The organism is Halomonas sp. PAMB 3264 (assembly GCF_031954245.1).
Taxonomy (GTDB): domain Bacteria; phylum Pseudomonadota; class Gammaproteobacteria; order Pseudomonadales; family Halomonadaceae; genus Vreelandella.
Genome location: NZ_CP134866.1, coordinates 3337745 through 3360187 on the forward strand (window position 1 = coordinate 3337745; position 22443 = coordinate 3360187).

Below are 22443 nucleotides of genomic sequence, written 5' to 3' on the forward strand. Positions count from 1 at the left end.
GCCTCAAGCGCCCTGCGGGGCGCTTTTTTTCGGCTCGGCCACCATCACGTAGTCCGCGCCGTGACTGAGCCCGCCGTCGATGTCGATGTGCGAAAGCGCGCGGCGCTCCAGATCCTCGACGTGCTTGAGCATCGCCTGGGCCAGGTAACGGTCGGCGATCGTCGCCATGCGCTGGCGGCACATCTTCATCTGGCCCTCGACGAACTTCTTGCCGTAGCGGATCGGGAAGCGTTTGGTCTCGACGACCTCGAAACCGGCGCGGTCGAGCTGACGTTCGACCCAGGCACTCGGGTACTCGCGGTAGGTGCGCTCGCCGGCCAGCAGTAGGCAGGCATCGCGCAGCCGACCGGTCTCCACCACCAGCTTGCCCGACGCGGTGGTCGCATCGAACGGCACGTAGGGCTCGAGACCCACCAGGTATAGCCGCTTTTTCGTCAGCGCGCAGAGCCGGGGAAACAGCTCGTCCTGCCAGTAGGGGGCGAAGCCATCGATGGCGCCGAGCAGGTAGTCGGCCAACACGGTGTCGAAACGCTCGTCGGCGAGAAAGCGCGGATCCTGCCAGTTGCCCAGCACCAGCCGGTCCTGCTCACGTTTTTTGCCTTGTACGGCACGCTCGACACTTTGCGCCATGCCGCCGGCGCCGGTCACCGCTGTCCAGCGCGCTGTATCGAGCCCGCTCACCCAGTTGATCGAGTTGATGCCAGTGCCAGCGTCCAGAAAATCGCCCCACTCGCGCTCGCCTTGAAGCGCTTCGATATGTTCGAAAAGTACGGATGCCACCCGGGTTCTCCCTGCCAGGTTGTGGTTGTGACCGCAAGGACTGCGGGCACGGCCTTGAATAAATATAATATAACATTTCAATTTATCTGGCGATCACGGCTACCTCTTTTGAAAGCGTTCGTATCGAAAGCTTCTGTATTGAACGCTTACGTGTTGAAAGCGTTTGTTTTAAAAGCCTCCGTTCTGAAAAAAAGTGACAATGCCTAACCATTGCTAATATGATAATAAATCTCATATAAAACATCTTCTCAAAAAAGGGAATGTCATGAAGAAAATCGCCATGAAATCAGCGCTCGCCACTTCCTCGCTTCTGGCCGCCGCCGTCAGCGCTGGCGCCCACGCCGAGGAGCGCTTCGCGCTGTTCGATCTGGGCAGTTTGGACACGCTGATCGCGCTGGGCGCCAGCGATCAGGTGGTCGGCTATCCCAAACAGACCATGCCCGGCTACCTGTCGAGCCTGGAAGAGGGCGACTACACCGATATCGGCGGTTTGAAAACGCCGGATCTCGACGCGCTGGCCGAGAGCGAGCCGACGCTGATCGTCTATACCGGCCGTCAGGGCGAGCACAAGGAGGCGTTAGAGGCGATCGCGCCGCTGTTCGACGCGGGCCTGACCGGCGACGACTACCTCGCCGCCTTCGATGACAACGTGCGCACCCTGGCCGAACACGCGGGCCTTGAGAGCGAGGCCGAAGATGCCCTCGAAACGCTGCACAATGAGATTGAGACCCAGCGTGAAGCGCTTGCCGATGCCCCGCGCACGCTGGTCGTGACTCATAATGACGGTAACTACTCGCTCAACGAGCATCCGGTGATTCACGAGCTGCTGGGCGTCGAGAAGCAGGCGATGCCGGACGGCGTCGAGGCCGAAACCTTCGGTGAGCGCAGCTTCACGCGGCTCTCGCCAGAAGCGATCGCCGAGATCGACCCGGAGCGCCTGCTGGTCATCGACCGCAGCGCCGCCATCGGCCAGCAGCCGCTCGATGCCGACGAACTGCGCCAGCAGCTCGAAGAGGCCGGCGCCGCCAATGCCGAGGTCGCCGTGCTCTCGCCGGCGCTTTGGTATCTTTCCGGCGGCGGCCTGCAGAGTCTGTCGCTTCAGATCGACGAAGTGGTGAGCGCGCTGGGCACCGCGCCGGCGTCCTGAGTCTCGATCCTTTAAGCCATATAACCTTGAACGCCCCCCCGCCCCCTCCCTGCGAGGGGGCGTTTTTTTGCCCCGCCCAACGCGACCGAAGCCAACCACCTCGCAGCTCATTAGAAAACGCTCAACTGGCCTGTTTATTGCTTCATTCAAGGTTTACCGCAACGCGCGCGATGCGCCGTCACGAGGTCTTGAGCATGCAAACATCCGACTACCCCCTGCGCGAGGTGCCTGCCAGCGCCCGTAAGGGGCTTCTCTCTACGTCCGTCGTGTTACTGGGGTTCACCTTTTTCACCGCCACCATGTGGGCCGGCGGCTCGCTTGGTCAGGCCTTTCCCATTGGCCAGCTTTTGTGGATCGTGCTGCTGGGCAATCTGCTGCTCGGCGCCTACGCCGCCGCACTGGGCTACATTGCCTGCAAGAGCGGGCTCAACGCCGTGCTCATGGGCCGGTTCTGCTTCGGTGAGAAGGGCAGCAAGCTGTCGGATTTCATTCTCGGTTTTACGCAGATCGGCTGGTACGCCTGGGGCACGGCCACCATCGCCGTCGTGCTGGTACGCACCACCGGGATGCAAGAATGGATGGAAATCCCTCTTATGGTGCTTTTTGGGTTCGGTTTCTGCATCACCGCGATGATCGGCTACCGCGGCATGGACTGGCTATCGCGCGTTGCCGTGCCGGCCATGATGGTTTTCATTCTGCTGAGCCTGGCCGCCGGGCTGGTCGACGTGGGCGGCTTTGCCGGTCTTGCCCGCCAAACGCCGAGCGAGAGCATGAACGTGGCCGCGGCGGTCACGGTCATCATCGGCACCTTCATCAGCGGCGGCACCCAAGCAACCAACTGGAGCCGCTTCGCCAAAAGCCCGCGCGTGGCGGTCATCGCCACGCTGCTGGCCTTTCTGGTCGGTAACGGGCTGATGGTGCTGACCGGGGCGCTTGGCGCGATGATTTACCAGCAGGCGGACATCGTCGACGTGCTGATCGCCCAGGGGTTCGTATCGATTGCGGTGCTGATGCTGTTTCTCAATATCTGGACCACTCAGGACAACACCATCTACAACTTCGCCGTGGCCGGGTGTAACCTGGTCCGCACCGACCGGCGACGCACGGTGACCGTGGCAGGGGCGGCGATTGGCACCGTGCTGGCCGTCGGCGGCATGTACAATTATCTGATTCCATTTCTGGTGCTGCTCGGCACCTTCATTCCGCCAATGGGTGGAGTGATCATGGCGGACTTCTGGCTCAAGCATCGGGGCCGCTACCCGGCCCTGATCGATGCCAACCTGCCCGCTTTCGATCGCCGGGGCCTCACCGCCTACGCCATTGGCGCCGCGGCGGCCTACTTCTCGCCGCTGTTGCCGCCGCTGGTCGGCGTGCTGATGGCCGCGCTAAGCTATGCCCTGCTGCTGCGCGTGGGTCAGCCGGCACCGGTCAATCGCCTTTCATCTTCTACCGAACACTCTGTGAGCCACTGAATGCATATCGTCAACGCCCGCCTGCGCCAGCGCGCCGAACTCTTCGAGATTAAAATCGACAACGGCGTCTTCACCGCCATCGAGGCGCAGAGCGCTCCCATCGAGGCCTCGGCCGATCAGCTCGATGCCGGCGGCAAGCTTGCCTGCGCGCCGTTCATCGAGCCGCACATCCACCTTGACGCCGCACTGACCGCCGGTGAACCGGCCTGGAACGAAAGCGGCACGCTGTTCGAGGGCATCGAGCGCTGGGGAGAGCGCAAGCCGATGCTTTCTGAGGCCGATATCCGCGAGCGCGTCATCAAGACGCTTAACCTGCTGATCGGTAACGGTGTGCAGTTCGTGCGTACCCACGCCGACACCAGTGACCCGAGCCTGGTCGGCCTCAAAACGCTGTGCGCGCTGCGCGACGAGTTCAGGGACAAGATCGATATCCAGGTGGTCGCCTTTCCCCAGGACGGCCTGCTCTCTTTTCCAAACGGCGACAAGCTGATGGAAGAGGCGCTGGAGATCGGCGCCGACGCGGTGGGCGGCATTCCCCACTTCGAGTACACCCGGGAGCTAGGGGTGGCCTCGATGAAGCGGGTGATCGAGCTTGCCATGAAGTACGACCGGCTGGTCGACGTGCACTGCGACGAGATCGACGACCCCAATTCGCGCTTTCTCGAAGTGCTGGCCTGCGAGGCGCTGTTCAACGATCTGGGCTCGCGCGTCACCGCCAGCCACACCGTGGCGATGCACTCCTACGACAACGCCTACTGCTCCAAGCTTTTTCGACTGCTCAAGCAGTCGAACATCAACTTCATCGCCTGCCCCACCGAAAGCATTCATCTGCAGGGGCGCTTCGACACCTACCCCAAGCGCCGCGGCGTGACCCGGGTCAAGGAGCTCGACGCGGCGGGCATCAACGTCTGCTTCGCCGAGGACTCGATCTTCGATCCCTGGTACTCGCTGGGTAACGGCAAGCTTCTGCGCACTCTCGATTTCGGCCTGCACATCTGCCAGATGATGGGCTACAAGGATTTCAGCAAGGCGCTTTCGCTGGTGACCGACAACAGCGCGCGCACGCTCAATATCGAAGATCGCTACGGCATCGAAGTGGGCAAGCCCGCAAGCTTCAACCTGCTCGACGGTGAGGACGACTACAGCGTGCTGCGCAACCAGGGCGATGTGTTGCTCTCGGTACGCAAGGGCGAGGTGATCATGCAGCGCGAGCCGTCAAGAATCGTCACACCCGCCTGGATTGGCTGAGATCAGAAAAGCGCGTTAATCTGAAACGGTTCAAAACAAGGAGCCGTTTCATGAGCATTGATACCGCGCGCGGGTTTCTGGCCGAGCACGCCCCGGATCTGACGATCATCGAACTCGACGAAAGCACCGCCACCGTTGAGCTTGCCGCGAAGGCCCACGGCGTCGAGCCTGGTCAGATCGCCAAGACGCTGGCACTGAAAGTGGGCGAGCAGCCCTTTCTGGTGGTGGCGGCGGGCGACGTGCGCCTGGATAACGCCAAAATCCGCGAGCGCTTTGACGGCAAGGCAAAAATGCTCGACGAGGCAACGGTGATGGAGCTGACCAGCCACCCGGTAGGCGGCGTCTGCCCCTTTGGCCTGGCCACTGATCTGCCCGTTTACTGCGATGAATCCCTCAAGCGTTTCGACGAAGTACTGCCGGCAGCGGGCTCGCCCACCAGCGCCGTTCGCATCGCCCCGTCGCGTTTGGCCGAGCTGGTAGGCGCTGAATGGGTCGATGTGTGCGCACCGGCCTGAGATAAACAGCCAATGTAGCGGCGCCAGGCCATTCGACGTACACTGGGGCCGCGTTTAGCACGCAAACAAGTTCTCAGGGCGGGGTGAAAGTCCCCACCGGCGGTGATGGCCTTTCAAGGCACGAGCCCGCGAGCGCTCCAGCACGCTGGAGGTCAGCAGATTCGGTGCGATTCCGAAGCCGACGGTGATAGTCCGGATGAAAGAGAACGGCTGCTCTCGCGCCCCCGCTTGCCGGGTGCGTTCGGTGCCATGCCGCATGCCCTGATTCTGGTATCCTTTAAAGCGAGAACCACCATGAATCAGACCTTTCCGTTAGCGCTTTCCTCTCATACCACCGCCCAGCGCATTGCCTTCATTCAGGGGCACTGGCACGGCGATATCGTCAATCAGGCCTACACCTCCTTCATCGAGGAAGTCGAGAAAAACGGCATGAGTGCCGACCAGGTCGAGGTCTTCACCGTCTCCGGCGCCTACGAGATTCCGCTGCAGGCCAAAGTGCTGGCGGAAAGCGGCCGCTTTGGCGCCATCGTCGGAGCCGGCTTTGTGGTCGACGGCGGCATCTACCGCCACGACTTCGTCGCCCACGCGGTGATCGACGGCATGATGCGCGTCCAGCTCGACACTGGCGTACCGATCCTGTCGGTGGTGCTCACCCCGCACCACTTCCACGAGCACACGACCCACCACGACTTCTATTTCGAGCACTTCGTCGCCAAGGGCCGCGAAGCCGCCAGCGCCTGTCTGAACACCATTGAAAATCTGCACCGCGCGCGCAAGTTAAGCGAGGCTTGACCTGGCCATACGATCAAACCCGGCGCGATGCCGGGTTTGATGCGTATTGACTGAAGCGGCGGCCTAGCAGCCGCAGGGCGCCAGCGCCTCGCTGGCAAGCGTGCCGCGCTCGTCTCCTGTCTGCACCGGGTGTTCGTCCCGGCGCCAGAAATCCAGCCCGCCCAGCAGCTCCTTCACCTGGAAACCGGCGCTCGCCAGTTTCCACGCCCCTTTGGTCGAGCCGTTGCAGCCGATGCCGTCGCAGTAGGTGACGTACACCTTTTCGGGGTCGAGGGTTGCGAGCCGCTCGGGCGTCATCTCACGGTGCGGCAAGCTCACCGCGCCGGGTATATGGCCCGCCCGGTAGTGCGCCTGGCTTCGCGTGTCGATCACCACGATCGCTTCCACACCGGCGGCCAGGTCCTGGGCCAAATCCCAGGCATCGGTGTGGTGGCAAAGTTTGTCGTACATCGCGTGCGCCATGACATCCGGCGCTGCCGGTGGAAACGCGAGAACCGCGGAAGGGGTAGAAGACATCAGGTTGCTCCTTTGTGCGATATACGGTCATGTGATATCCGGCTATGCGACATCCCGCTATTTCACATCCAACAAATAGCTATAAAACGCGGTGTTACGCTGCCACCCCAATGACTCATAAAGCCGCTGGGCGGCGCTGTTCTCGACCTGGGTCATCAACACCAGCCGTGGTACGCCGTGCTCGCGGGCCAGCGCACTTGCCGCGTTCATCAGCGCGCGCCCGGCGCCCAGGCCTCGCGCGTCGGGCGCCACGAACAGGTCATTGAGCGTCCAGCGGCTGTTGAGCCCCACGGTGGAGAGCCCGGGATAGAGCTGCACGAAACCGGTCATGTCGCCCTTGTCGTCTTCGCTGACCAGAATAAACGAATCCCCCAGCCCGAAGCGCTGCTCGAGAAAATGGCGCGCGGCGGCTACATCGCTATTCTGGCCATAGAACTGGCGGTAGCCGTCCAGCAGGTCCGTCAGGGTGGGCAGGTCGTTGAGTACGGCGGCTCTGGTGTGCATCGCGGGCTCCATTTAACGCGTTTTGATCCCGTATCGGGCCCCTCAGTCTCGCGCTATAGTGGCTCCCGCATAAGAGCCACTTTCAGCCGTTACGAGGGAACCAGTGACCCAACGCGCAACTTCGACGGACGGGATCATCGACGCCCTAGCGCTGCGCCTGGTGCCGCGTACCGACACGCCGCTGGCCCGTCAGCTTTATCAGCTGCTTCGCGACTGGATTCAGCGCGGGGAGCTTTCCGCCGGCAGCCGGCTGCCCTCGTCACGGCGTTTGGCGCGTGGGCTCTCGCTTGGGCGTAACACGGTGCTGGCCGCCACCGAGCGACTGATCGCCGAAGGGCTGGTGGAATCGAAACAAGGCGCCGGGCTCTTCGTTGCCGACCTTTCTCCCTTCACTGCACTGCCCGCCGAGCGGCTGGCGGCGCCGGGGCGCGTCTCCGCCCGCGGCGAGGCGCTGTTGGAGCGTTGCGGCACGCTGAGCGAGCGCCACCTGGCGTTCGCCCCCGGCGTTCCGGGGCTGGATCTCTTTCCCCATGCCCAGTGGCAACGCCTGCTGCGCCGCCACTACCGCCAGGCCGAGCAGCAGTGGCTCGCCTACCAGACGCAGGGCGGGCTGTTGGCGCTACGAGAAGCGCTGTGCGATTACCTCACGCTTTCACGGGCAGTGCGCTGCCGCCCGGAGCAGATCGTGATCACCCAGGGCGCGCAGCAGGCCTTCGAGCTGGTCGCACAGCTTCTGACCGATCGTGGTGACAGCGTATGGATGGAGGAGCCAGGCTACGGCGGCGCCCAGACCAGCTTTCTGGCCGCCGGGCTCGACGTGGTACCCGTGCCCGTGGACGACGAGGGCATCGACCCGGCACGCCGCCCGGAGGGGAGCGCTTCACCAACGCTGATCTACGTCACGCCGTCGCACCAGTACCCAAGCGGTGTCACCATGCCGGTGCCCAGACGACTGGCGCTTTTGGAGCAGGCGGCGGCCCACGGTGCCTGGGTGATCGAGGACGACTACGACAGTGAGTTTCGCTACGACATCCCGCCGGCGCCGTCGCTGCAAGGGCTGGCGGCAGGCCCCGGTGATCAGGCGCCGGTGATCTATATCGGCACCTTCAGCAAGGTGCTTTATCCGGCGCTGAGATTGGGCTATGTCGTGTTGCCCGAGGCGCTGGCGCCCTCTTTCCGTTTGGCTCAGGCCCGGCTACATCGCGAAGGCCACTACCCCATTCAGGCAGCGCTGGCGGAGTTCATCCAGCGCGGGGATTTTTCCCGCCATATCGCGCGCATGCGCATAAGCTACCGCCAGCGCCAGGCCTGCCTGCGCCGGGCGCTGGCCCCGGCGGTGGCCGAAGGGCTTGTGCTCTCGTCGGGCCACGCGGGCATGCACCTGGTCGCCGAGCTTGCGTCCGTTGCCGAGGAAGAGGCGCTGATGGCAAAGGCGCGCCTGGTCGGCGTAACGCTGTCACCGCTTTCGCGCTATTACCTGAAGGCCCCCATGCGCGCCGGGCTGGTGCTGGGGTACGCCGGCGCGACCGACGACGCGATTCTTCGCGCCGGGCGCTGGCTGGCGCATGCGTGGCTCGATCTAAAGCATTCAAACAGTGAGAGGCAGGCCTTGTCGGAGGGGCCAAGGGGAGCAGTGGGGCACGGTCCAGCGAAAGCGCGCACGCTCGGCTAGCGGATTTGTGCGGGAGCGGCCATGCTGAAAGGAGCCTGGCTGACTGCTTACGCCACGTGGCCTGTTATAGTAGTGTAGCGTCTCGCACGCTTGTCTATACACCAATACAGCAAGGGAACCCGGCGTTCCCAATGGGGTTATCGTGGCTCAACCGCTCTCTTCACACCCACCGTCTCACGCTTCACGATACAAGGCCTGGAGTGTGCACGTGCTCACTGCCAGCGGTGTGCTGCTGGGTACCATGGCGCTTTTGGCCCTGATCGACGATAACCCGGTAGCCTGCCTGTTGTGGCTGGGCGCGGCGATGATGATCGACGGCTTCGACGGCACCCTGGCGCGCAAGTACGAGGTCAAAACCATCCTGCCTCACTTCGACGGCTCCACGCTCGACATGGTCATCGACTACCTGACCTGGGCGTTCATCCCGGCGCTGTTCATCTACTACTTCGTTCCTTTACCGGCGGGCTTCGAGCTTCTGGCGGTGTTCACCATTTTGCTGTCGTCGATGTTCTGCTTTTGCAACGTCGATATGAAAAGCCAGGACAACTACTTCGTCGGCTTCCCGGCGGCGTGGAATATCGCGGCGGCTTACTTCTTCATCCTCGATTTCCCGCCCTGGTTCACCTTTGCGGCCATCATCTTCCTGGCCATTCTCACCGTCACCAAAATGAAGTTCCTCCACCCCTTTCGGGTGCGCCGCTTCATGCCGTTCAACATCGCCATCACGCTAATGTGGTGCGTGTGCGCCACCTCACTGATTCTCACAAGCCCCGTACACGCCGGCTGGGCGCTGTTGGGCCTGGCGGTGGCCTCGATCTACTTCGTGGGCATGTGCGTCTGGCGCACCGCCCAGGAGTGGTTCGTCTGATTTGGTTCTGAACTGATCCCGAACGCCGTTTGAAAGGAGGCAAGGATGCCGCTGACCGCCAAACAGCGCGAGCGCTTTAGAGCGCTTGCCGCCGAGATCGACGGTATCGATCTCGAGGTCTACGAGCGCTTCGAGCGCGACCCGCTCGAGCCCATCATCGGCCTGGGCAAAAAGAACCTGCGCATTGGCTTTTTCGGCCGCGACCCGGGCCGGGAAGAAGTCCGCTTTCAGGAACCCTTCATCGGCGCCGGCGGCCAGCTGGTAAGAAAGGCCCTCTATCAACACCTTTACGGCGACAAGCTGCCGGATTTCGAGGCCTCCAAAGCCGTAGGCGAGCACTTTTTCTGGATCAACACCGTGCCCTACAAGCCGGTTGGCAACAAGGCGTGGTCGATGAAGGTGAAACGCCACTTCCGTGAGCTGATGAACGAAGTGCTGATCTCGCGCTTCGAAGGCCGTGACCTGATCACTCTCGGCCGCGAGGCCTTTTTGTGGTTCGGCATCGACCGCCCGAAAGAGGAGCGCGACCGGCTGGAGGCGTTCTGGAAAAGCGAGGCGCGCTTCGAGCAAAGCATCGACGTTACCCTCGAAGATGGCCAGGGCCAATCCCGCACCTTCACGCTTCACCCGCTCCCCCACCCCTCACCGCTCAACCAGACCTGGTACAAGCGCTTTCCGGGGCTTTTGGAGAAGCGCCTGAATCAGCTGGAGGTGCGTGAGGGCAATTTGACGCTTTAGGTTCTCTTGTGCGGTTTATCTCCGCGCCTCCGGAGAACGGTGCTGTCCAGCTATCTCATGCCGTCACCCTCGCGGTTCATCCCCGCGCCTGCGAGGAGTGGGTCACCTCTGGCATGCCCATCGAGCGTATCGTCTTCGTGCTGACCAAAACCGGCGGCTCCGCCGCCGAGCTCGATAAAACCCGCGACTAGCTTGCCTCCTACTACGTGGTCCCCTAGAAGATCCCCCGAAAAAACCGCCTTTCGACGCGCCTAGGGCATCGGCCTGTCATTGGTGGAAACCCCCTATCGTGGCCCGCGCGATGCGGCCGACGCCGTGATTCAAGGCATCATCGACCGCCTCGAAACACTGCTTAAATAACAAATTAACGATTTAATGAAAGGAAGAAACCCATGACCAAGCCCAACAAGCGCCCCACCAAAGGCGCACCGCCGCAAATCAACACCCCGCAGGACGCCAGCCACAACCTGCAAAAGCCCTAGGCCGGCGAGCTGGTACCGATGAACTTCAAGGTACCGCCGGAGTTCAAGAAGGAGTTCAAGGGCTTTGCGAACGACCACGACCTGAGCATGGTGGATCTACTTAAAGCCGCCTATGAGGCGTACAAGCACCAGAAGGGGGGCGCATGACCAGCGACCAGATGGATTGGTGGGACGACTACCCGCGCCGCAGCATCGACAAGGAAGGCACCATTCGCACTATTGCGGCCTAGATCAACGCCGAAGGCACCATCATGCCCCATACGGTGCTGCACCTGTACTACGGCGGGTTTCGGATGGGGGTGGTTTGCCCCGCCGACCCGGGCATGTTGCATGTACCCGTCGAGCACGCCTTCGCGTCATCAGCGCTAGCACTGGCCGAACTCGGCCTGCTGATCGATACCGCGCTCTACCGTATGGAAAGCAATACATGGCCAGAAGGCCCGGCGCTCGAGGAGATCATTCAGTACCAGCAAGAACGGAGAGTCGACAAACTCAATACGCTGGCCACGCTACTGATTGAGCGCGAGCCGTATATCGCCGATGAGACCCACGAAGGCACCAAGCCCGGCGGTTGTTTCTGGATGCCGCATCGCTACCCGCCTGCTTATGGGATGCGTTCGACGTGGAAGGCGAAGCGTTCAAACAGGATCTGGAAGAAGAGATTTATCGCCGAGTGACACGCCAATAACGCTAGAAGGGATTGCCGATCGGGTCTCTCACCACCCGATCGGCATGACACAACACCACCAATGAGAAGGAACGCATCATGTCAGAGCTCGACTATAGCACGATCAACCGCACACCCTTAAACCAGCTGCATACGCTGCCCCTGCACCTGCTGTGCGCCTACCTGATGCAGTGCCCACAGGTAAGCCGACAAGCGTTGGTCCGGGTAATACGAATCAACCAGGGCTAAGCAGATCCTGGAGGAAGGCGAACTCCTGTAAGCAAACAGCGTCGATTCGCGAACGAAGCACATCATCACCGGTGGTGTGCTTCCCTAAACACAAGTAGTAATTTTGCCCTTCATGCTGGGCAAAGATAAGCCATTCGCCAGTAAGCTTTTTCTGCTCTATCAATCGCCCCCAATTGGACACTACCGCATCGTGGGCTATTCGATGACAGTCTACGGCCGTGATGACATCACCCAAGCGCGGGCCCTCGATCTGCTGCTTTAGCCAAGGTATTCCATGGATATTCAGCCCTTTTTGAAGGTTGATGGCCATGCTGGGTAACCCGCTTTCCAGATAATGCTGATGCCATAATCCCTTGAGCTCTTTGCGGTTGAAAGGCGTTGCTTTTTTCAAGCCTCTAGAGGGGATTAGCCCCTCCAACACTTTAATCTGGTCAATGACCTTGCCCGGATTCAGCGTGCCTGAAGATGCCCCCGCATATAGCTCGAGCAGAAGCAGCACGCTGCACCGTCCAGGCGCACAAGCTTCCAGTCCATAAGTTTCAGCGAAAGCATGCAGTCGTAGCTTAAGGTCTTGGCCCTTGCCGTCGGTGACCGTTTCAAATTGAGAGAGGGGCATAGCTTCAGAATCACCTTCTCGAGGAATCAATCAGGTTAATGACCTGGCTGTCGCTCGAGCGCATTATATAACGGTATATTTTTTGCTGGGAAACCCCAGAATAAAAACCCCGCCAAGTGGCGGGGTTTCTGTGTCGTCTAATCAACGGATGGGGTGGGGTGCATCAGTACGGCTATTTAAGCGATTGCATGGTTCTGTGTTGGCTCTGCGCTGAACACCAGCTCAACATGCATATCTGCGGAGGTCGTCAGTGTGACAAGCGCATCCAGACTGAATTTATTGATCTTGCCTTTTAGAAGGTCGTTGAGACGCGGTTGGGTGACTCCAAGACGCTTTGCAGCCTCTTTCTGGCTGACATCCCAGGCGCGTACGCGCTCAGATACTTTCATCATGAGTTGGGAACGCAGCCGCATGTTCAGCGCTTCTTCTGGGGTGTCTTCAAGTGCATCCCAAATGCTACTGAAACGGTTTTCGGCCATTAGTATAAACCTCTAATTTTATCGAGTAGGGCGAGTACCTGAGCACTCAGCAGAATAGCCCCCAAATTGGGGGCTCTGCTCAAGGAAGTTGCCGATACCGCTCTTTGCCGAGGGCGATATCTTTCTTCTCTGTCTTTTTGGTGGTTTTCTTGAAGCAATGTAGGATGTAAACAAAGTCACCCCTTTTTGCTACATAGAATACCCGGAATTCTCCGTTTTCCGCTTTCATCGTGATTTCATAAGCACCGGGACCAACGGTCTTCATCGGCTTGAAATCGTCGGGCATCAATCCATTTTGAACCCGATCTATCTGGTAACCGGCTTGCCGCCTTGCATCTGACGGAAACTCTCGCAATCGCTCTTTGCTGTCACCCAGAAACGCCACGCCTCTGCACGCTTGCTCTTCATTTTCCATTTCATCGTTTACGCCATAACCGCGCCCTCCGTTGTTAGACAAGCATCATTATATCGGGTTCGATATAAAAGGCAATATCGAATTTGATATAAGCGTTTTTAGGGTACTCCCCAGCCGTCACACCGCACGCAGGGTATGAAAGTGGGCCATTTGGGCGTCTAATGGGCCTAAAATGGCCCACCCGATTAGACACCACCCTAAGAGGCCCACCATGTGCATACGCGGCTACCAGCTCATCCCCGCGCCTGCGAAGAACAGGGCCATTGCAGTACACGGCGCCTGATGGTGGCGATTGGTTAGAGATGTTCACACCGGTCTTTTGTGGAGTGGCGCACCACTTGCAAGGAAGCTTAACGACGATCGCAGCCTGGATGCACGATATCAACCTGCAGCGCATCACATGAAAAAAGCCGCCCTCGCTAAAAGGCGTAATGCCAGTCAGTTAGCGGGGAAACGTGTCTGGTATTGTGCGACGGTGCCCCCTGGTACGTTAGCGCATAAATTCATAGCGCGGGTAAGCCGATAGGCGCACCCGCGGATCTTGCGAGGCGTCGTAAGGCCGCGCTCTGGGTGACCGAAGGGGCAGTGGCCCCCTCCCGGGCGGCTAACGCCGCCTTATTCCTCCTGGACAAGCGCCCCCCGAGCGCCTCTTTAACGCTCTTGGCGCGGGCGGTAAATACGCCCTATAGAAAACTCGACGAGATTTTTGAAATGGTCATTGATGTTGGCAAGCTCTTGTAGCTCGGACTCGCTGACCTCTTCCCAGTCGTATCTGGCGAAGAGCTCATTTCGTATCTGATCACAGGCGCGTACTTTAGCCTCTGGTGCGTCGTAGGCGCTGGTGTCTGTGCCAGAAGACCAGGAATACCGTTCAGGATCATAAGTGTAATGGCTCTCGACGAAGACAGGACCCTTTCGTTCGTAAAGCCACATGGGGCACATCACCTTGTCGCCCATGTTCGTGAAGCTTTTCTCGAACATCACCAGTAAGGGCAAGGGAGCCATTGCATGATGCTCCTGACTATTAGGGGGATAGATATACTGTGTATCCAGGGGGTAGTCGACGTGGGAATCCTTGGCAAAATAAGGCTCATATGGCGTTCTCTCCTCCAGGGCATAGGGGCTGTAGTACGCGGCCAGCCCGATACCCGCTACAGGAATCACCGCAAGAACTCTGCCCCAAAAGCGACCCAACCGTTTTTCGATGAAGTAGGCCACTACCCCCATCAGCAGGGTCGCGATAAAAACGCACGTAACGAGAGTCAGTAACGCCCCGGTGTCGAATCGCCACCCCAGAAAGTTCGTCCGCGCCAGGCCTTCCGCCGACGGATGATGTTCATGAACGTACAGATACAGCATCCAGCTAAAGAAGGTCACTCCCCCCCACGCGTAGAGTCGAGTGACGACAGGTAGTTTTTTCACCGTTCCTCCTTATTAAGCAGATTCTAAAAAACAAGGAGTTTACCGTTTTATGCGAAGTGGTACATCGAGCCCGCCTGCTGCCCGCTACTCGATGAGTTTGTCATTACCGCTCTCCCGCGGCCAGGTGCGCTCGCCGCCGCCAGTACCACGATCCAGGTACTGCTCCCTCAGCCCAGCGGCGCTCGCATTTCGTCCACCATCACCTTCGCCAACTCGCCCACCGTGCGCACCGCCGCTTCGATTTCCGGCGTCAGGGTAAAGGCGAAGTTTAGCCGCAAACACTGGCGAAACTTGCCGGAGGCGGAGAACAGCGAGCCTGGCGCCACGTGAAGCTGATGCTCGGCCAGGCGCTCGTTAAGGCGCACGCAGTCCACCGCGGCGGGCAGCTCGACCCAGAGTATAAAGCCGCCCTGGGGGTAGCTGATGCCCGTGCCTTTCGGAAAGTAGCGTTGCACCCAGCCGATCATGACATCGCGTTGGCGCTGATACTGGCGCGTTGCATGGCGCAGGTGGCGATCGAAATGGCCCTTGGCGATGAACTGCGCCACCGCCTGCTGGGGTAGCGTGGCCGAGGCACCGGTGGAGACGTACTTCATGTGCAGCGCCTGGTCGCGGTAGCGCCCCGGCGCCAGCCAGCCGATTCGAAGCCCCGGCACCAGCGTTTTGGAAAAGCCGCTGGCGAGCAGCACCCGGCCATCGTCGTCGAAGGATTTGATGGTCGGCGGCCGGGGCTGGCTAAACGACAGATCGCCGTAGATATCGTCCTCGACGATGGCGACGTCGAAGCGCTGGGCGAGCTGAAAGAGCGCGCGCTTTCGCTCGGCGGGCATGGTGTAGCCCAGCGGATTGTTGAAGGTGGGCGTGATCTGAATCGCGCGGATCGGCCACTGCTCCAGCGCCAGTTCCAGCGCTTCCAGGCTGATGCCGGTTTGCGGGTCGGTGGGAATCTCGAGCGCCTTCAGGCCATTGGCCTTGAGAATCTGCATGGTGCCGTAGAAGCTCGGTGAATCGACCGCGACCACGTCGCCGGGTTGGGTCAGGGTGCGCAGCGCAATCGCCAGCGCCTCCTGGCAGCCCGTGGTGATCAGGATGTCGTCCGGGTGCAGCAGGCAGTTTGATCCCACGGCAAGGCGTGCCACCTGCTGGCGAAGTTCGGGGCTGCCGATGAGCGTGTCGTAGTTGAAGCTGAGCTCGGTATCGCGGTGCAAACCGCCCAGCATCTTCGCCAACGGCTTGAGCGTCGCGTAGTCGACGTTGGGCACCCCGCGGCCCAGCAGCAACCGCGCATCGTCGCGCTGGGTGGCCAACAGCTCGAGCACCTGATCCCATTGGGAGACGTCCAGCGGCCGCTGGGCCGGGCGCGATACCGATGGCAACACCATTGGTGCCCGGCCGGCCAGCACGAAGTAGCCCGACTTCGGGCGCGATTCGATCAGCGCCGCGTCCATCAGCTGGCGATACGCTTCCTGGGCGGTCGAGATACTGACCGCCATCTCCTGGCAGACCGCGCGAATGGAGGGCAGCCGGTCCCCCGGGCGGTAGATTCCGTGTTCGATGCGCTCGCGCAATACAGCGGCCACCTCTTCATAGCGCGTCATGGCGTTTCCTTTTTCGGCACCATACAGTTGACCCCATAAATCGCCCTACAACGGCTTAAAATCGCCTATCTGTATTTTTAAAATAGCTTTTTCTATATCTGTATGGCAAACCACGCGCTGGGTAATCTGGAGGGGCCACTTACCGGAGGACTCCTCATGGCTCGTTTCAGTCTTGCTCGCCTTCGCCAGCGCTTACGTCGCTACCAGGAACGCCGCCGCAGCCGGCGCCAACTGCTGGCCCTCGATGATCGCCTGCTCAAGGATATCGGCATCAGCCGCGCCCAGGCCCGCCAGGCGAACCGCAAAACCTTCTGATCACCTGCCACATGCGATAAGGAGCCCCATGAACCGCGCCGAGTATCACCTGCTGGATGTCTTCACCGACACCCCCTTTGCCGGCAACCAGTTGGCGGTCTTTCCGGAGGCTGACGGACTGGACACCGCCACCTGCCAGGCCATCGCTCGGGAGCTCAACCTGGCGGAAACAGTGTTTCTGGGCAGTGCCCGCGCCGCCAACCATTACCCCATGCGCATCTTCACGCCGACCGAGGAGCTCGACTTTGCCGGGCACCCCACGGTGGGCACCGCCTGGCTTCTGGCCGAGCTTGGCTTGGTGACACGCGATACACCGCTGATTCTCGAACCGCCGGTGGGCGAACTGCCCGTCGCGTTCGCGGATGGCAAGGTCCCCTTCATCACTGCCCGCCCCGCCCGGATCCACCCGAGCACGCTGGACGCCTCGTCAGCGGCGGCGCTATTGGGGCTCGAGGCGCACCAGGTGGTCGGCGCGCCGGTAGTCGCCTGCTGCGGGCTGGCGTTTCATCTCATCGAAGTCGATGATCCGGCGACCCTGGCGCAGATACGCCTTTCCGCCGTTGACTGGGCACGTCTCGTTACGCCCAGCGGCGTTGAGCAGGCGTATCTGTACAGCGTCGAGTCGGCAAGCGATACCGAGACCGTGCTGCGCGCCCGTATGTTCTGCCGCGAGCACGGCCTGTGCGAAGACGCCGCCACCGGCAGCGCCGCCGCGGCGCTCACCGGCTACCTGGCATGCCGTAGCGAGACGCGGCACTGCATCATTCATCAGGGCGTGGAAATGGGCCGGCCCAGCGTGATCGAAACCGCCATGGCCGGCGAACTGATTAAAGTCGGCGGCGGTGCAGTGCGGGTGGGTCGGGGCGAGATCATTATCGACTGAGCGTGCCAAGGGGATGACGTGCGTCTCAGCTCGTCAACCCAATCCCGCGCAAAATCACCGAGGTGACCGTCTGTACCGCCTTTTCGAACTGCAGGTCATCGAGCGGCTGGTCGCCGTTGAGCAGGCCGATCTGGTAGTCGAAATCGGCGTAGTGCTGGGTCGAGGCCCAGATCATGTAAAGCAGGTGCGACGGCTCCACCGGGGCGATTTGCTTCGTTTTCACCCACTCGCTGATCCTGGCCTCTTTCAGCTTGGCCCAATCGAAGAGGTTCTCGCGCAGGCGCTTACCGATAATGGGCGCGCCCTGCATGACCTCCATGGCCCAGATTTTTGAGCCGTGGGCGCGGTAGCGCGAGTGGTTCATCTTGGCGCGAATGTAGGTCGAGAGCACCACGCGGGGATCGTCATAGAGCTCGAAGCACAGCGCATCCTGCTTCCAGAGCTCCAGCAGCGCCAGCAGCACTTCCTGGTAGAGCGCCTTTTTGGTCGAAAAGTAGTAGTGCACGTTGGATTTGGGCAGCCCGGCTAGCGCGGCGATTTCACCCATCGAGGCGCCGGCGTAGCCTTTTTCGGCAAACAAGCGCTCGGCGGCCTGAAGGATGTTCTTGACGTTGGTCTGACGAATCTCTTCCTGGGTTCTTGGCACGCGCGGCTCTGCCCTCTGACACGAAACGGTGAAAAACGCCTGGGCGCTGTTCGCAGCCCCGGCAGGTTCAAAACAAGATGTTGATTTTTCAATTCACCCACGTCAATTCCAGCACATGACGAATCCGCTCGCCGTCCCACTCGTACCCCAAGTGGCGTCCCTGTCGAGTGGCCGACATGACGGGCGGTCGCAACACCGCGGCGCATTCACCGCCCGTCTCTCTCACGCTGGGATATACGATGCCGTCGGCGCCGTCTTCTCGAAGACGCAAACCAAACGCCTGTCCTGCTTGCCAGCTTTCGGGATTCAACAGGGGCGCGGCTTCCGGGTTATCGCGCAGATCAAAAAGTTCGCCCTGAAGATCGGACAGGTAGACGCGCTGCTGCAGCTGCATTGGGGGCTCATTGGAGTCCTTCATGAACCGTTCCATGTGATAGCGCGTCTCGGCAATCGCCGTGGCTTCGGTTCGGGCGCAGTAATAGACGCCGAAGCTTCCGTTGCTAAAACGTGATCCTTGACCGCTGAAGTGGCAGAAAGCCGCCATGATGGGCGTCCATCCCGGGCCGTAGCGTCGATCCGATGCCGGCATCATATGAATCGCGCCGGCTTCCTCTCTCAGGCGAGCGGACGTTTCTCCCTCCAACTGGTTCAGCAGTGACCAGTCGTCCGGCTCGGCCACCCGTTCGAACAAATCGATGGGCGGAAACCGTGAAGGCACCACCCGGTAACTGGGCCGCCACTGCAGGGCCGTACGGGTAAAACTCATGCGTGCCCCGCGCCTCGTGCACCGTCGAGGTGCTGTCGGACCACGTAAAGATCGGACACCAGACCGCTGCGCAGTCGATCCAGCGGCGGCTGGCCGGAGAAAAGCGGGTTCTGGTTGGCACGGCGCAGCCAGGTATCAGCGGCGTCACTACGCGGCAATAAAATCTGTAGCGCTTTGTAGATCCCCAGAATCAAGGACATTCGTTCCATCTGGCTCTGATCCAGACGCGCCTTATCGGGCGCCTGCTTCCAGCGGCGATAGGTCGCGTCAGGCACGCCCAGCAACAGTGCGGCGTCATGCTCCTTGAGCTGCCAATCCCTGACAATATTGGGATAGGTACGCATGACCGACGCACTCATATTGCGGCGTTCTTCGACGGACATTGTGGTGATGGCCATGCAACCCTCCTTCCTAAAAATGGCGCTTTATAATCATTTTACGCCATTTGAGCGGATTTTCAGCTTGTACTGGCTAGAATTTTCGTTAATGACCTATGGTTTTGCGCTCGGTGCGCTTTAACACGGCCAAAAAAAGCACCGCCCGAAGGCGGTGCTGAGACGATGTCCTGGTTGGAGGAGGACGTCAACTCTGGTTGGCGGGGAAGGAGAACTCGGCGCGGGTCGCCTCGGACACCGAGGGCCAGCGCTGGGAAACCGCCTTGCGCCGGGTGTAGAAGCGCACGGAATCCGGCCCATAGGCGTGCAGGTCGCCGAACAGCGAGCGCTTCCAGCCGCCGAAGCTGTGGTAGGCCACCGGTACCGGCAGCGGCACGTTGACGCCGACCATGCCGACCTCGATGCCGTCGGTGAAGCGCCGGGCGGCCTCGCCGTCGCGGGTGAACAGGCACGTGCCGTTGCCGTACTCGTGGTCGTTGATCAGCGCCATGGCATCGTCCAGGCTTCCCACGCGCACCACGCACAGCACCGGGCCGAAGATCTCTTCCCGGTAGATGCGCATATCGGCGGTGACATGATCGAACAGGCAGCCACCGACGAAGTAGCCGTTTTCATGGCCTTTTACTGACAGCTCGCGACCGTCGGCGGTAAGCCGGGCGCCGGCGTTGACGCCGTCTGCGATGTAGCTCAGCACCTTGTCACGGTGCTCGGCGGTGACCAGCGGGCCCATGTCCAGGCCCTTATCGGTGCCGGGGCCGACCTTGAGATCACGAATCTTGGGCAGCATCGTCTCGACCAGCCGGTCGGCGGTTTCATCGCCCACGCACACCGCCACCGAGATCGCCATGCAGCGCTCGCCGCAGCTACCAAACGCCGCGCCCATCAGCGTGTTGGCAGCATTTTCAAGGTCCGCATCCGGCAGTACCACGGCGTGGTTCTTGGCACCGCCCAGTGCCTGGACGCGCTTGCCGTTCGCCGTGCCGCGGCTGTAGATTGCCTCGGCCACGGGAGTGGAGCCCACAAACGAGATCGCCTTGACCGCCTTGGCGTCGAGCAGCGTTTCGACCGCTTCGCGCCCGCCGTGCACCACGTTCATCACGCCGTCCGGAAGCCCAGCCTCTTTCAGCAGCGCCGCCACGGCGTGCGCCGCGCTCGGGTCCTTTTCCGACGGCTTGAGCACGAAGGTATTACCGCAGGCGATCGCCATGGGATACATCCACAGCGGCACCATGGCGGGGAAGTTGAACGGCGTAATACCCGCCACCACGCCGAGCGGCTGAAAGTTCGACCACGCATCGATCCCCGGGCCCACGTTGTGGGAGTACTCGCCCTTCAGAAGCTCCGGCACGCCACAGGCGTACTCGACGTTCTCGATGCCGCGCTTGAGCTCGCCCAGCGCGTCTTCCGGCGTCTTGCCGTGCTCCTCGCTGACAAGCCTCACCAAGCGCTCGGCATCGTCTTCCAGAAGCTGCTTGAAGCGGTACATGACCTGGGCGCGCTTGGCCGGCGGCGTATCGCGCCAGGCGGGAAACGCCGCCTGGGCGGCGGCAATGGCGCGCTCGACGTCCTCGCGGCGACCCTCCGCCACCTGGCGAATCACCTCGCCGGTGGAGGGGTTAGTGACGTCGAGCGTCGTCGCGCTTTGAACGGATTCGCCGTTGATCAGGTGGGCCACTAGATCCATCGTGTGTTCTCCAATTGGTTAAGCCAGAGCGTCCAGGGTGGTGGCGACGGCGTCAAAGAGCCGCTCGAGTTCGGCCTCGGTGGTGCCGAAAGGCGGGCCGAACTGCAGCGTGTCGCCGCCAAAGCGTACGTAGAAGCCCGCCTCCCACAGCGCCAGGTGGGCGTCGCGCGGGCGAATGGTCGGGTCGCCCGCGCGTGGGGCGAGCTGAATGGCCCCGGCCAAGCCATAATTGCGAATATCTACCACGTGAGAGCGGTCCTTCAGCGCGTGCAGTTTCTCCTCGAAGGCCGGGGCGATACCGCGCACCTGGGCGGGGAAATCCTCGCGCTCGAGCATTTCGAGCGAGGCCAGCCCCGCCGCGCAGGCCACCGGGTGGGCACTGTAGGTGTAGCCATGGGGGAATTCGATGGCATGGGCCGAGCCACCGCCGTGCATGAAGGTATCGAAGATCTCGCTGCTTGCGATCACCGCCCCCATGGGCACCGCGCCGTTGGTCACCTGCTTGGCCACGTTCATGATGTCCGGCGTGACGCCAAACGCCTCGGCGCCGGTACGCGCGCCGCTGCGCCCGAAGGCGGTGATTACTTCATCGAAGATCAAGAGGATATCGTGATCGGTGCAAATCTGGCGGAGCCGGTCCAGGTACCCTTTTGGCGGCACGATGACGCCGGCGGAGCCGGACATCGGCTCGACGATTACCGCAGCAATGTTCGAAGCGTCGTGCAGGGCGATCTGGTCGAGCAGCGCATCGGCCAGCTCAGCCCCGGTCTCGGCCTGGCCGCGGGTAAACGCGTGCCCTGCCTGCAGCGTGTGCGGCAGATGGGTCACGTCCATCAACTGCCCGTAGTGCTTGCGGTTACCGCCGATGCCGCCCAGGCTCGTGCCGCCGATATTGACGCCGTGATACCCCTTGGCGCGGCCGATCAGGCGCGTCTTCTCGGGCCTGCCTTTCAAGCGCCAGTAGGCCTTGGCCATCTTGATCGAGGTGTCCGCCGCATCCGACCCGGAGTTGGTGAAAAACACATGATCGAGCCCCTGGGGCGTGAGACTTGCGATCTTCTCGGCAAGTTCGAACGCCAGGGGGTGGCCGATCTGAAAGCCCGGCGCGAAATCGAGCGTGCCGAGCTGTTTTGAAACTGCCTTCTGGATCTCCTCGCGATTGTGCCCGGCGCCGCAGGTCCAGAGCCCGGAGAGCGAATCGAAAAGCTTGCGGCCCTGGTCGTCGATGTAATAGCGCCCCTCGGCCCCGGTGATGACCCGCGGGTTCGCGCGAAAATCGCGGTTGCCGCTGTAGGGCATCCAGTAGTGGTGGTTGAGCTTGGCGCTCGGGCTCTCAGCCTCCGCGCTCAGCGGCGAAGCGCCGGTCGAAAGATCCGTCATGATTCAGGCTCCAAAGTGTTGGATACCCAATCAGAATGCGCTGCCCGCTACGTCAATAAAACACCATTTTTCTTTAGTTCACGTTAGTTAATTTATACGTAAATAAGGGTTCTTTAATCCTGGACGGCCTTGACCCTGGCCCTTAAACGCCCTAAAGATAATATTTATACGAATAAATATAAAAATTGTGACAC

General features: G+C 61.2%; 27 protein-coding genes and 1 riboswitch. Of the genes, 14 read left to right on the plus strand and 13 right to left on the minus strand.

Features of this window, described 5'->3' with window-relative positions; translation table 11 throughout:
- Positions 1-3: 3 nt before the first annotated feature.
- Positions 4-780, minus strand: a complete 777-nt coding sequence (locus tag RN347_RS15100) for a class I SAM-dependent methyltransferase (RefSeq protein ID WP_311958791.1) — start codon at positions 778-780, stop codon at positions 4-6.
- 265 nt (positions 781-1045) lie between these two features.
- On the opposite strand from RN347_RS15100, the gene RN347_RS15105 reads away from it, so the two are divergent.
- The 5 genes from RN347_RS15105 to RN347_RS15125 all read left to right on the plus strand — a co-directional run bounded on the left by RN347_RS15105 (position 1046) and on the right by RN347_RS15125 (position 5954).
- Positions 1046-1927, plus strand: a complete 882-nt coding sequence (locus RN347_RS15105; protein ID WP_311958792.1) for an ABC transporter substrate-binding protein — start codon at positions 1046-1048, stop codon at positions 1925-1927.
- A gap of 194 nt (positions 1928-2121) precedes the next feature.
- A complete protein-coding gene (gene codB / locus RN347_RS15110; protein WP_311958793.1) occupies positions 2122-3399 on the plus strand; it encodes a cytosine permease in 1278 nt (425 codons plus the stop codon).
- Complete coding sequence (codA, locus tag RN347_RS15115; protein ID WP_311958794.1) at positions 3400-4647, plus strand: cytosine deaminase; 1248 nt, start codon at positions 3400-3402, stop codon at positions 4645-4647.
- A 50-nt stretch (positions 4648-4697) separates the two neighbouring features.
- Positions 4698-5162 (plus strand): YbaK/EbsC family protein, encoded by a 465-nt coding sequence (locus RN347_RS15120; RefSeq protein ID WP_311958795.1) that lies wholly within the window; start codon positions 4698-4700, stop codon positions 5160-5162.
- Positions 5163-5227: 65 nt separating this feature from the next.
- Positions 5228-5374, plus strand: a riboswitch (FMN riboswitch).
- A gap of 82 nt (positions 5375-5456) precedes the next feature.
- A complete protein-coding gene (locus RN347_RS15125) occupies positions 5457-5954 on the plus strand; it encodes a 6,7-dimethyl-8-ribityllumazine synthase (protein ID WP_311958796.1) in 498 nt (165 codons plus the stop codon).
- Between the two features lie 63 nt (positions 5955-6017).
- Here RN347_RS15125 and RN347_RS15130 read toward each other — a convergent pair whose 3' ends face one another.
- Both RN347_RS15130 and RN347_RS15135 read right to left on the minus strand, forming a co-directional pair.
- Entirely contained in the window at positions 6018-6470 is a 453-nt protein-coding gene (locus tag RN347_RS15130; RefSeq protein ID WP_263586016.1) for a rhodanese-like domain-containing protein, read from the minus strand.
- Positions 6471-6527: 57 nt separating this feature from the next.
- Positions 6528-6974, minus strand: a complete 447-nt coding sequence (locus RN347_RS15135; RefSeq protein ID WP_311958797.1) for a GNAT family N-acetyltransferase — start codon at positions 6972-6974, stop codon at positions 6528-6530.
- A gap of 103 nt (positions 6975-7077) precedes the next feature.
- On the opposite strand from RN347_RS15135, the gene RN347_RS15140 reads away from it, so the two are divergent.
- From RN347_RS15140 to RN347_RS15170, 7 genes are all read left to right on the plus strand, one after another.
- Positions 7078-8646, plus strand: coding sequence for a PLP-dependent aminotransferase family protein (locus RN347_RS15140; RefSeq protein ID WP_311958798.1), 1569 nt, complete (start codon positions 7078-7080; stop codon positions 8644-8646).
- A gap of 202 nt (positions 8647-8848) precedes the next feature.
- Positions 8849-9514 carry a phosphatidylcholine synthase gene (gene pcsA / locus RN347_RS15145; protein ID WP_311958799.1) on the plus strand — a complete coding sequence of 222 codons (666 nt, stop codon included), beginning with the start codon at positions 8849-8851 and terminating at the stop codon, positions 9512-9514.
- Between the two features lie 45 nt (positions 9515-9559).
- On the plus strand, positions 9560-10252 hold the full coding sequence (locus tag RN347_RS15150; protein ID WP_311958800.1) for a uracil-DNA glycosylase family protein: 693 nt from the start codon (positions 9560-9562) through the stop codon (positions 10250-10252).
- 8 nt (positions 10253-10260) lie between these two features.
- A complete protein-coding gene (locus RN347_RS15155; RefSeq protein WP_311958801.1) occupies positions 10261-10443 on the plus strand; it encodes a hypothetical protein in 183 nt (60 codons plus the stop codon).
- Between the two features lie 309 nt (positions 10444-10752).
- A complete protein-coding gene (locus RN347_RS15160; RefSeq protein WP_311958802.1) occupies positions 10753-10881 on the plus strand; it encodes a hypothetical protein in 129 nt (42 codons plus the stop codon).
- 104 nt (positions 10882-10985) lie between these two features.
- Complete coding sequence (locus RN347_RS15165) at positions 10986-11411, plus strand: hypothetical protein (RefSeq protein ID WP_311958803.1); 426 nt, start codon at positions 10986-10988, stop codon at positions 11409-11411.
- A gap of 89 nt (positions 11412-11500) precedes the next feature.
- A complete protein-coding gene (locus tag RN347_RS15170) occupies positions 11501-11650 on the plus strand; it encodes a hypothetical protein (protein ID WP_311958804.1) in 150 nt (49 codons plus the stop codon).
- Here RN347_RS15170 and RN347_RS15175 read toward each other — a convergent pair.
- The 5 genes from RN347_RS15175 to RN347_RS15195 all read right to left on the minus strand — a co-directional run bounded on the left by RN347_RS15175 (position 11637) and on the right by RN347_RS15195 (position 16180).
- The gene (locus RN347_RS15175) at positions 11637-12266 is read right to left on the minus strand and encodes a hypothetical protein (RefSeq protein ID WP_311958805.1); all 630 of its coding nucleotides are present in this window, start codon (positions 12264-12266) and stop codon (positions 11637-11639) included. The genes RN347_RS15170 and RN347_RS15175 overlap by 14 nt on opposite strands.
- A gap of 176 nt (positions 12267-12442) precedes the next feature.
- Positions 12443-12745, minus strand: coding sequence for an XRE family transcriptional regulator (locus tag RN347_RS15180; protein WP_311958806.1), 303 nt, complete (start codon positions 12743-12745; stop codon positions 12443-12445).
- Between the two features lie 79 nt (positions 12746-12824).
- A complete protein-coding gene (locus RN347_RS15185) occupies positions 12825-13160 on the minus strand; it encodes a type II toxin-antitoxin system RelE/ParE family toxin (protein WP_311958807.1) in 336 nt (111 codons plus the stop codon).
- 651 nt (positions 13161-13811) lie between these two features.
- Positions 13812-14582 carry a hypothetical protein gene (locus RN347_RS15190; RefSeq protein WP_263586001.1) on the minus strand — a complete coding sequence of 257 codons (771 nt, stop codon included), beginning with the start codon at positions 14580-14582 and terminating at the stop codon, positions 13812-13814.
- Positions 14583-14749: 167 nt separating this feature from the next.
- Entirely contained in the window at positions 14750-16180 is a 1431-nt protein-coding gene (locus tag RN347_RS15195; protein ID WP_311958808.1) for a PLP-dependent aminotransferase family protein, read from the minus strand.
- A 156-nt stretch (positions 16181-16336) separates the two neighbouring features.
- On the opposite strand from RN347_RS15195, the gene RN347_RS15200 reads away from it, so the two are divergent.
- Positions 16337-16495, plus strand: a complete 159-nt coding sequence (locus RN347_RS15200) for a DUF1127 domain-containing protein (protein WP_311958809.1) — start codon at positions 16337-16339, stop codon at positions 16493-16495.
- Between the two features lie 28 nt (positions 16496-16523).
- On the plus strand, positions 16524-17378 hold the full coding sequence (locus tag RN347_RS15205) for a PhzF family phenazine biosynthesis protein (protein ID WP_311958810.1): 855 nt from the start codon (positions 16524-16526) through the stop codon (positions 17376-17378).
- A 25-nt stretch (positions 17379-17403) separates the two neighbouring features.
- Here the strand turns inward: RN347_RS15205 and RN347_RS15210 are convergent, their stop codons facing one another.
- The 5 genes from RN347_RS15210 to RN347_RS15230 form a co-directional block, all read right to left on the minus strand.
- A complete protein-coding gene (locus RN347_RS15210) occupies positions 17404-18024 on the minus strand; it encodes a TetR/AcrR family transcriptional regulator (RefSeq protein WP_311958811.1) in 621 nt (206 codons plus the stop codon).
- Between the two features lie 88 nt (positions 18025-18112).
- Positions 18113-18790 (minus strand): RES family NAD+ phosphorylase, encoded by a 678-nt coding sequence (locus RN347_RS15215; protein ID WP_311958812.1) that lies wholly within the window; start codon positions 18788-18790, stop codon positions 18113-18115.
- A complete protein-coding gene (locus RN347_RS15220) occupies positions 18787-19188 on the minus strand; it encodes an antitoxin Xre-like helix-turn-helix domain-containing protein (RefSeq protein WP_263585985.1) in 402 nt (133 codons plus the stop codon). Before RN347_RS15220 ends, RN347_RS15215 begins: the two co-directional genes overlap by 4 nt.
- Before the next feature lie 184 nt (positions 19189-19372).
- On the minus strand, positions 19373-20869 hold the full coding sequence (locus RN347_RS15225; RefSeq protein ID WP_311958813.1) for a CoA-acylating methylmalonate-semialdehyde dehydrogenase: 1497 nt from the start codon (positions 20867-20869) through the stop codon (positions 19373-19375).
- A gap of 18 nt (positions 20870-20887) precedes the next feature.
- Positions 20888-22249: an aspartate aminotransferase family protein gene (locus tag RN347_RS15230; RefSeq protein ID WP_311958814.1), complete on the minus strand. Its 1362-nt coding sequence runs from the start codon at positions 22247-22249 to the stop codon at positions 20888-20890.
- Positions 22250-22443 lie beyond the last annotated feature (194 nt).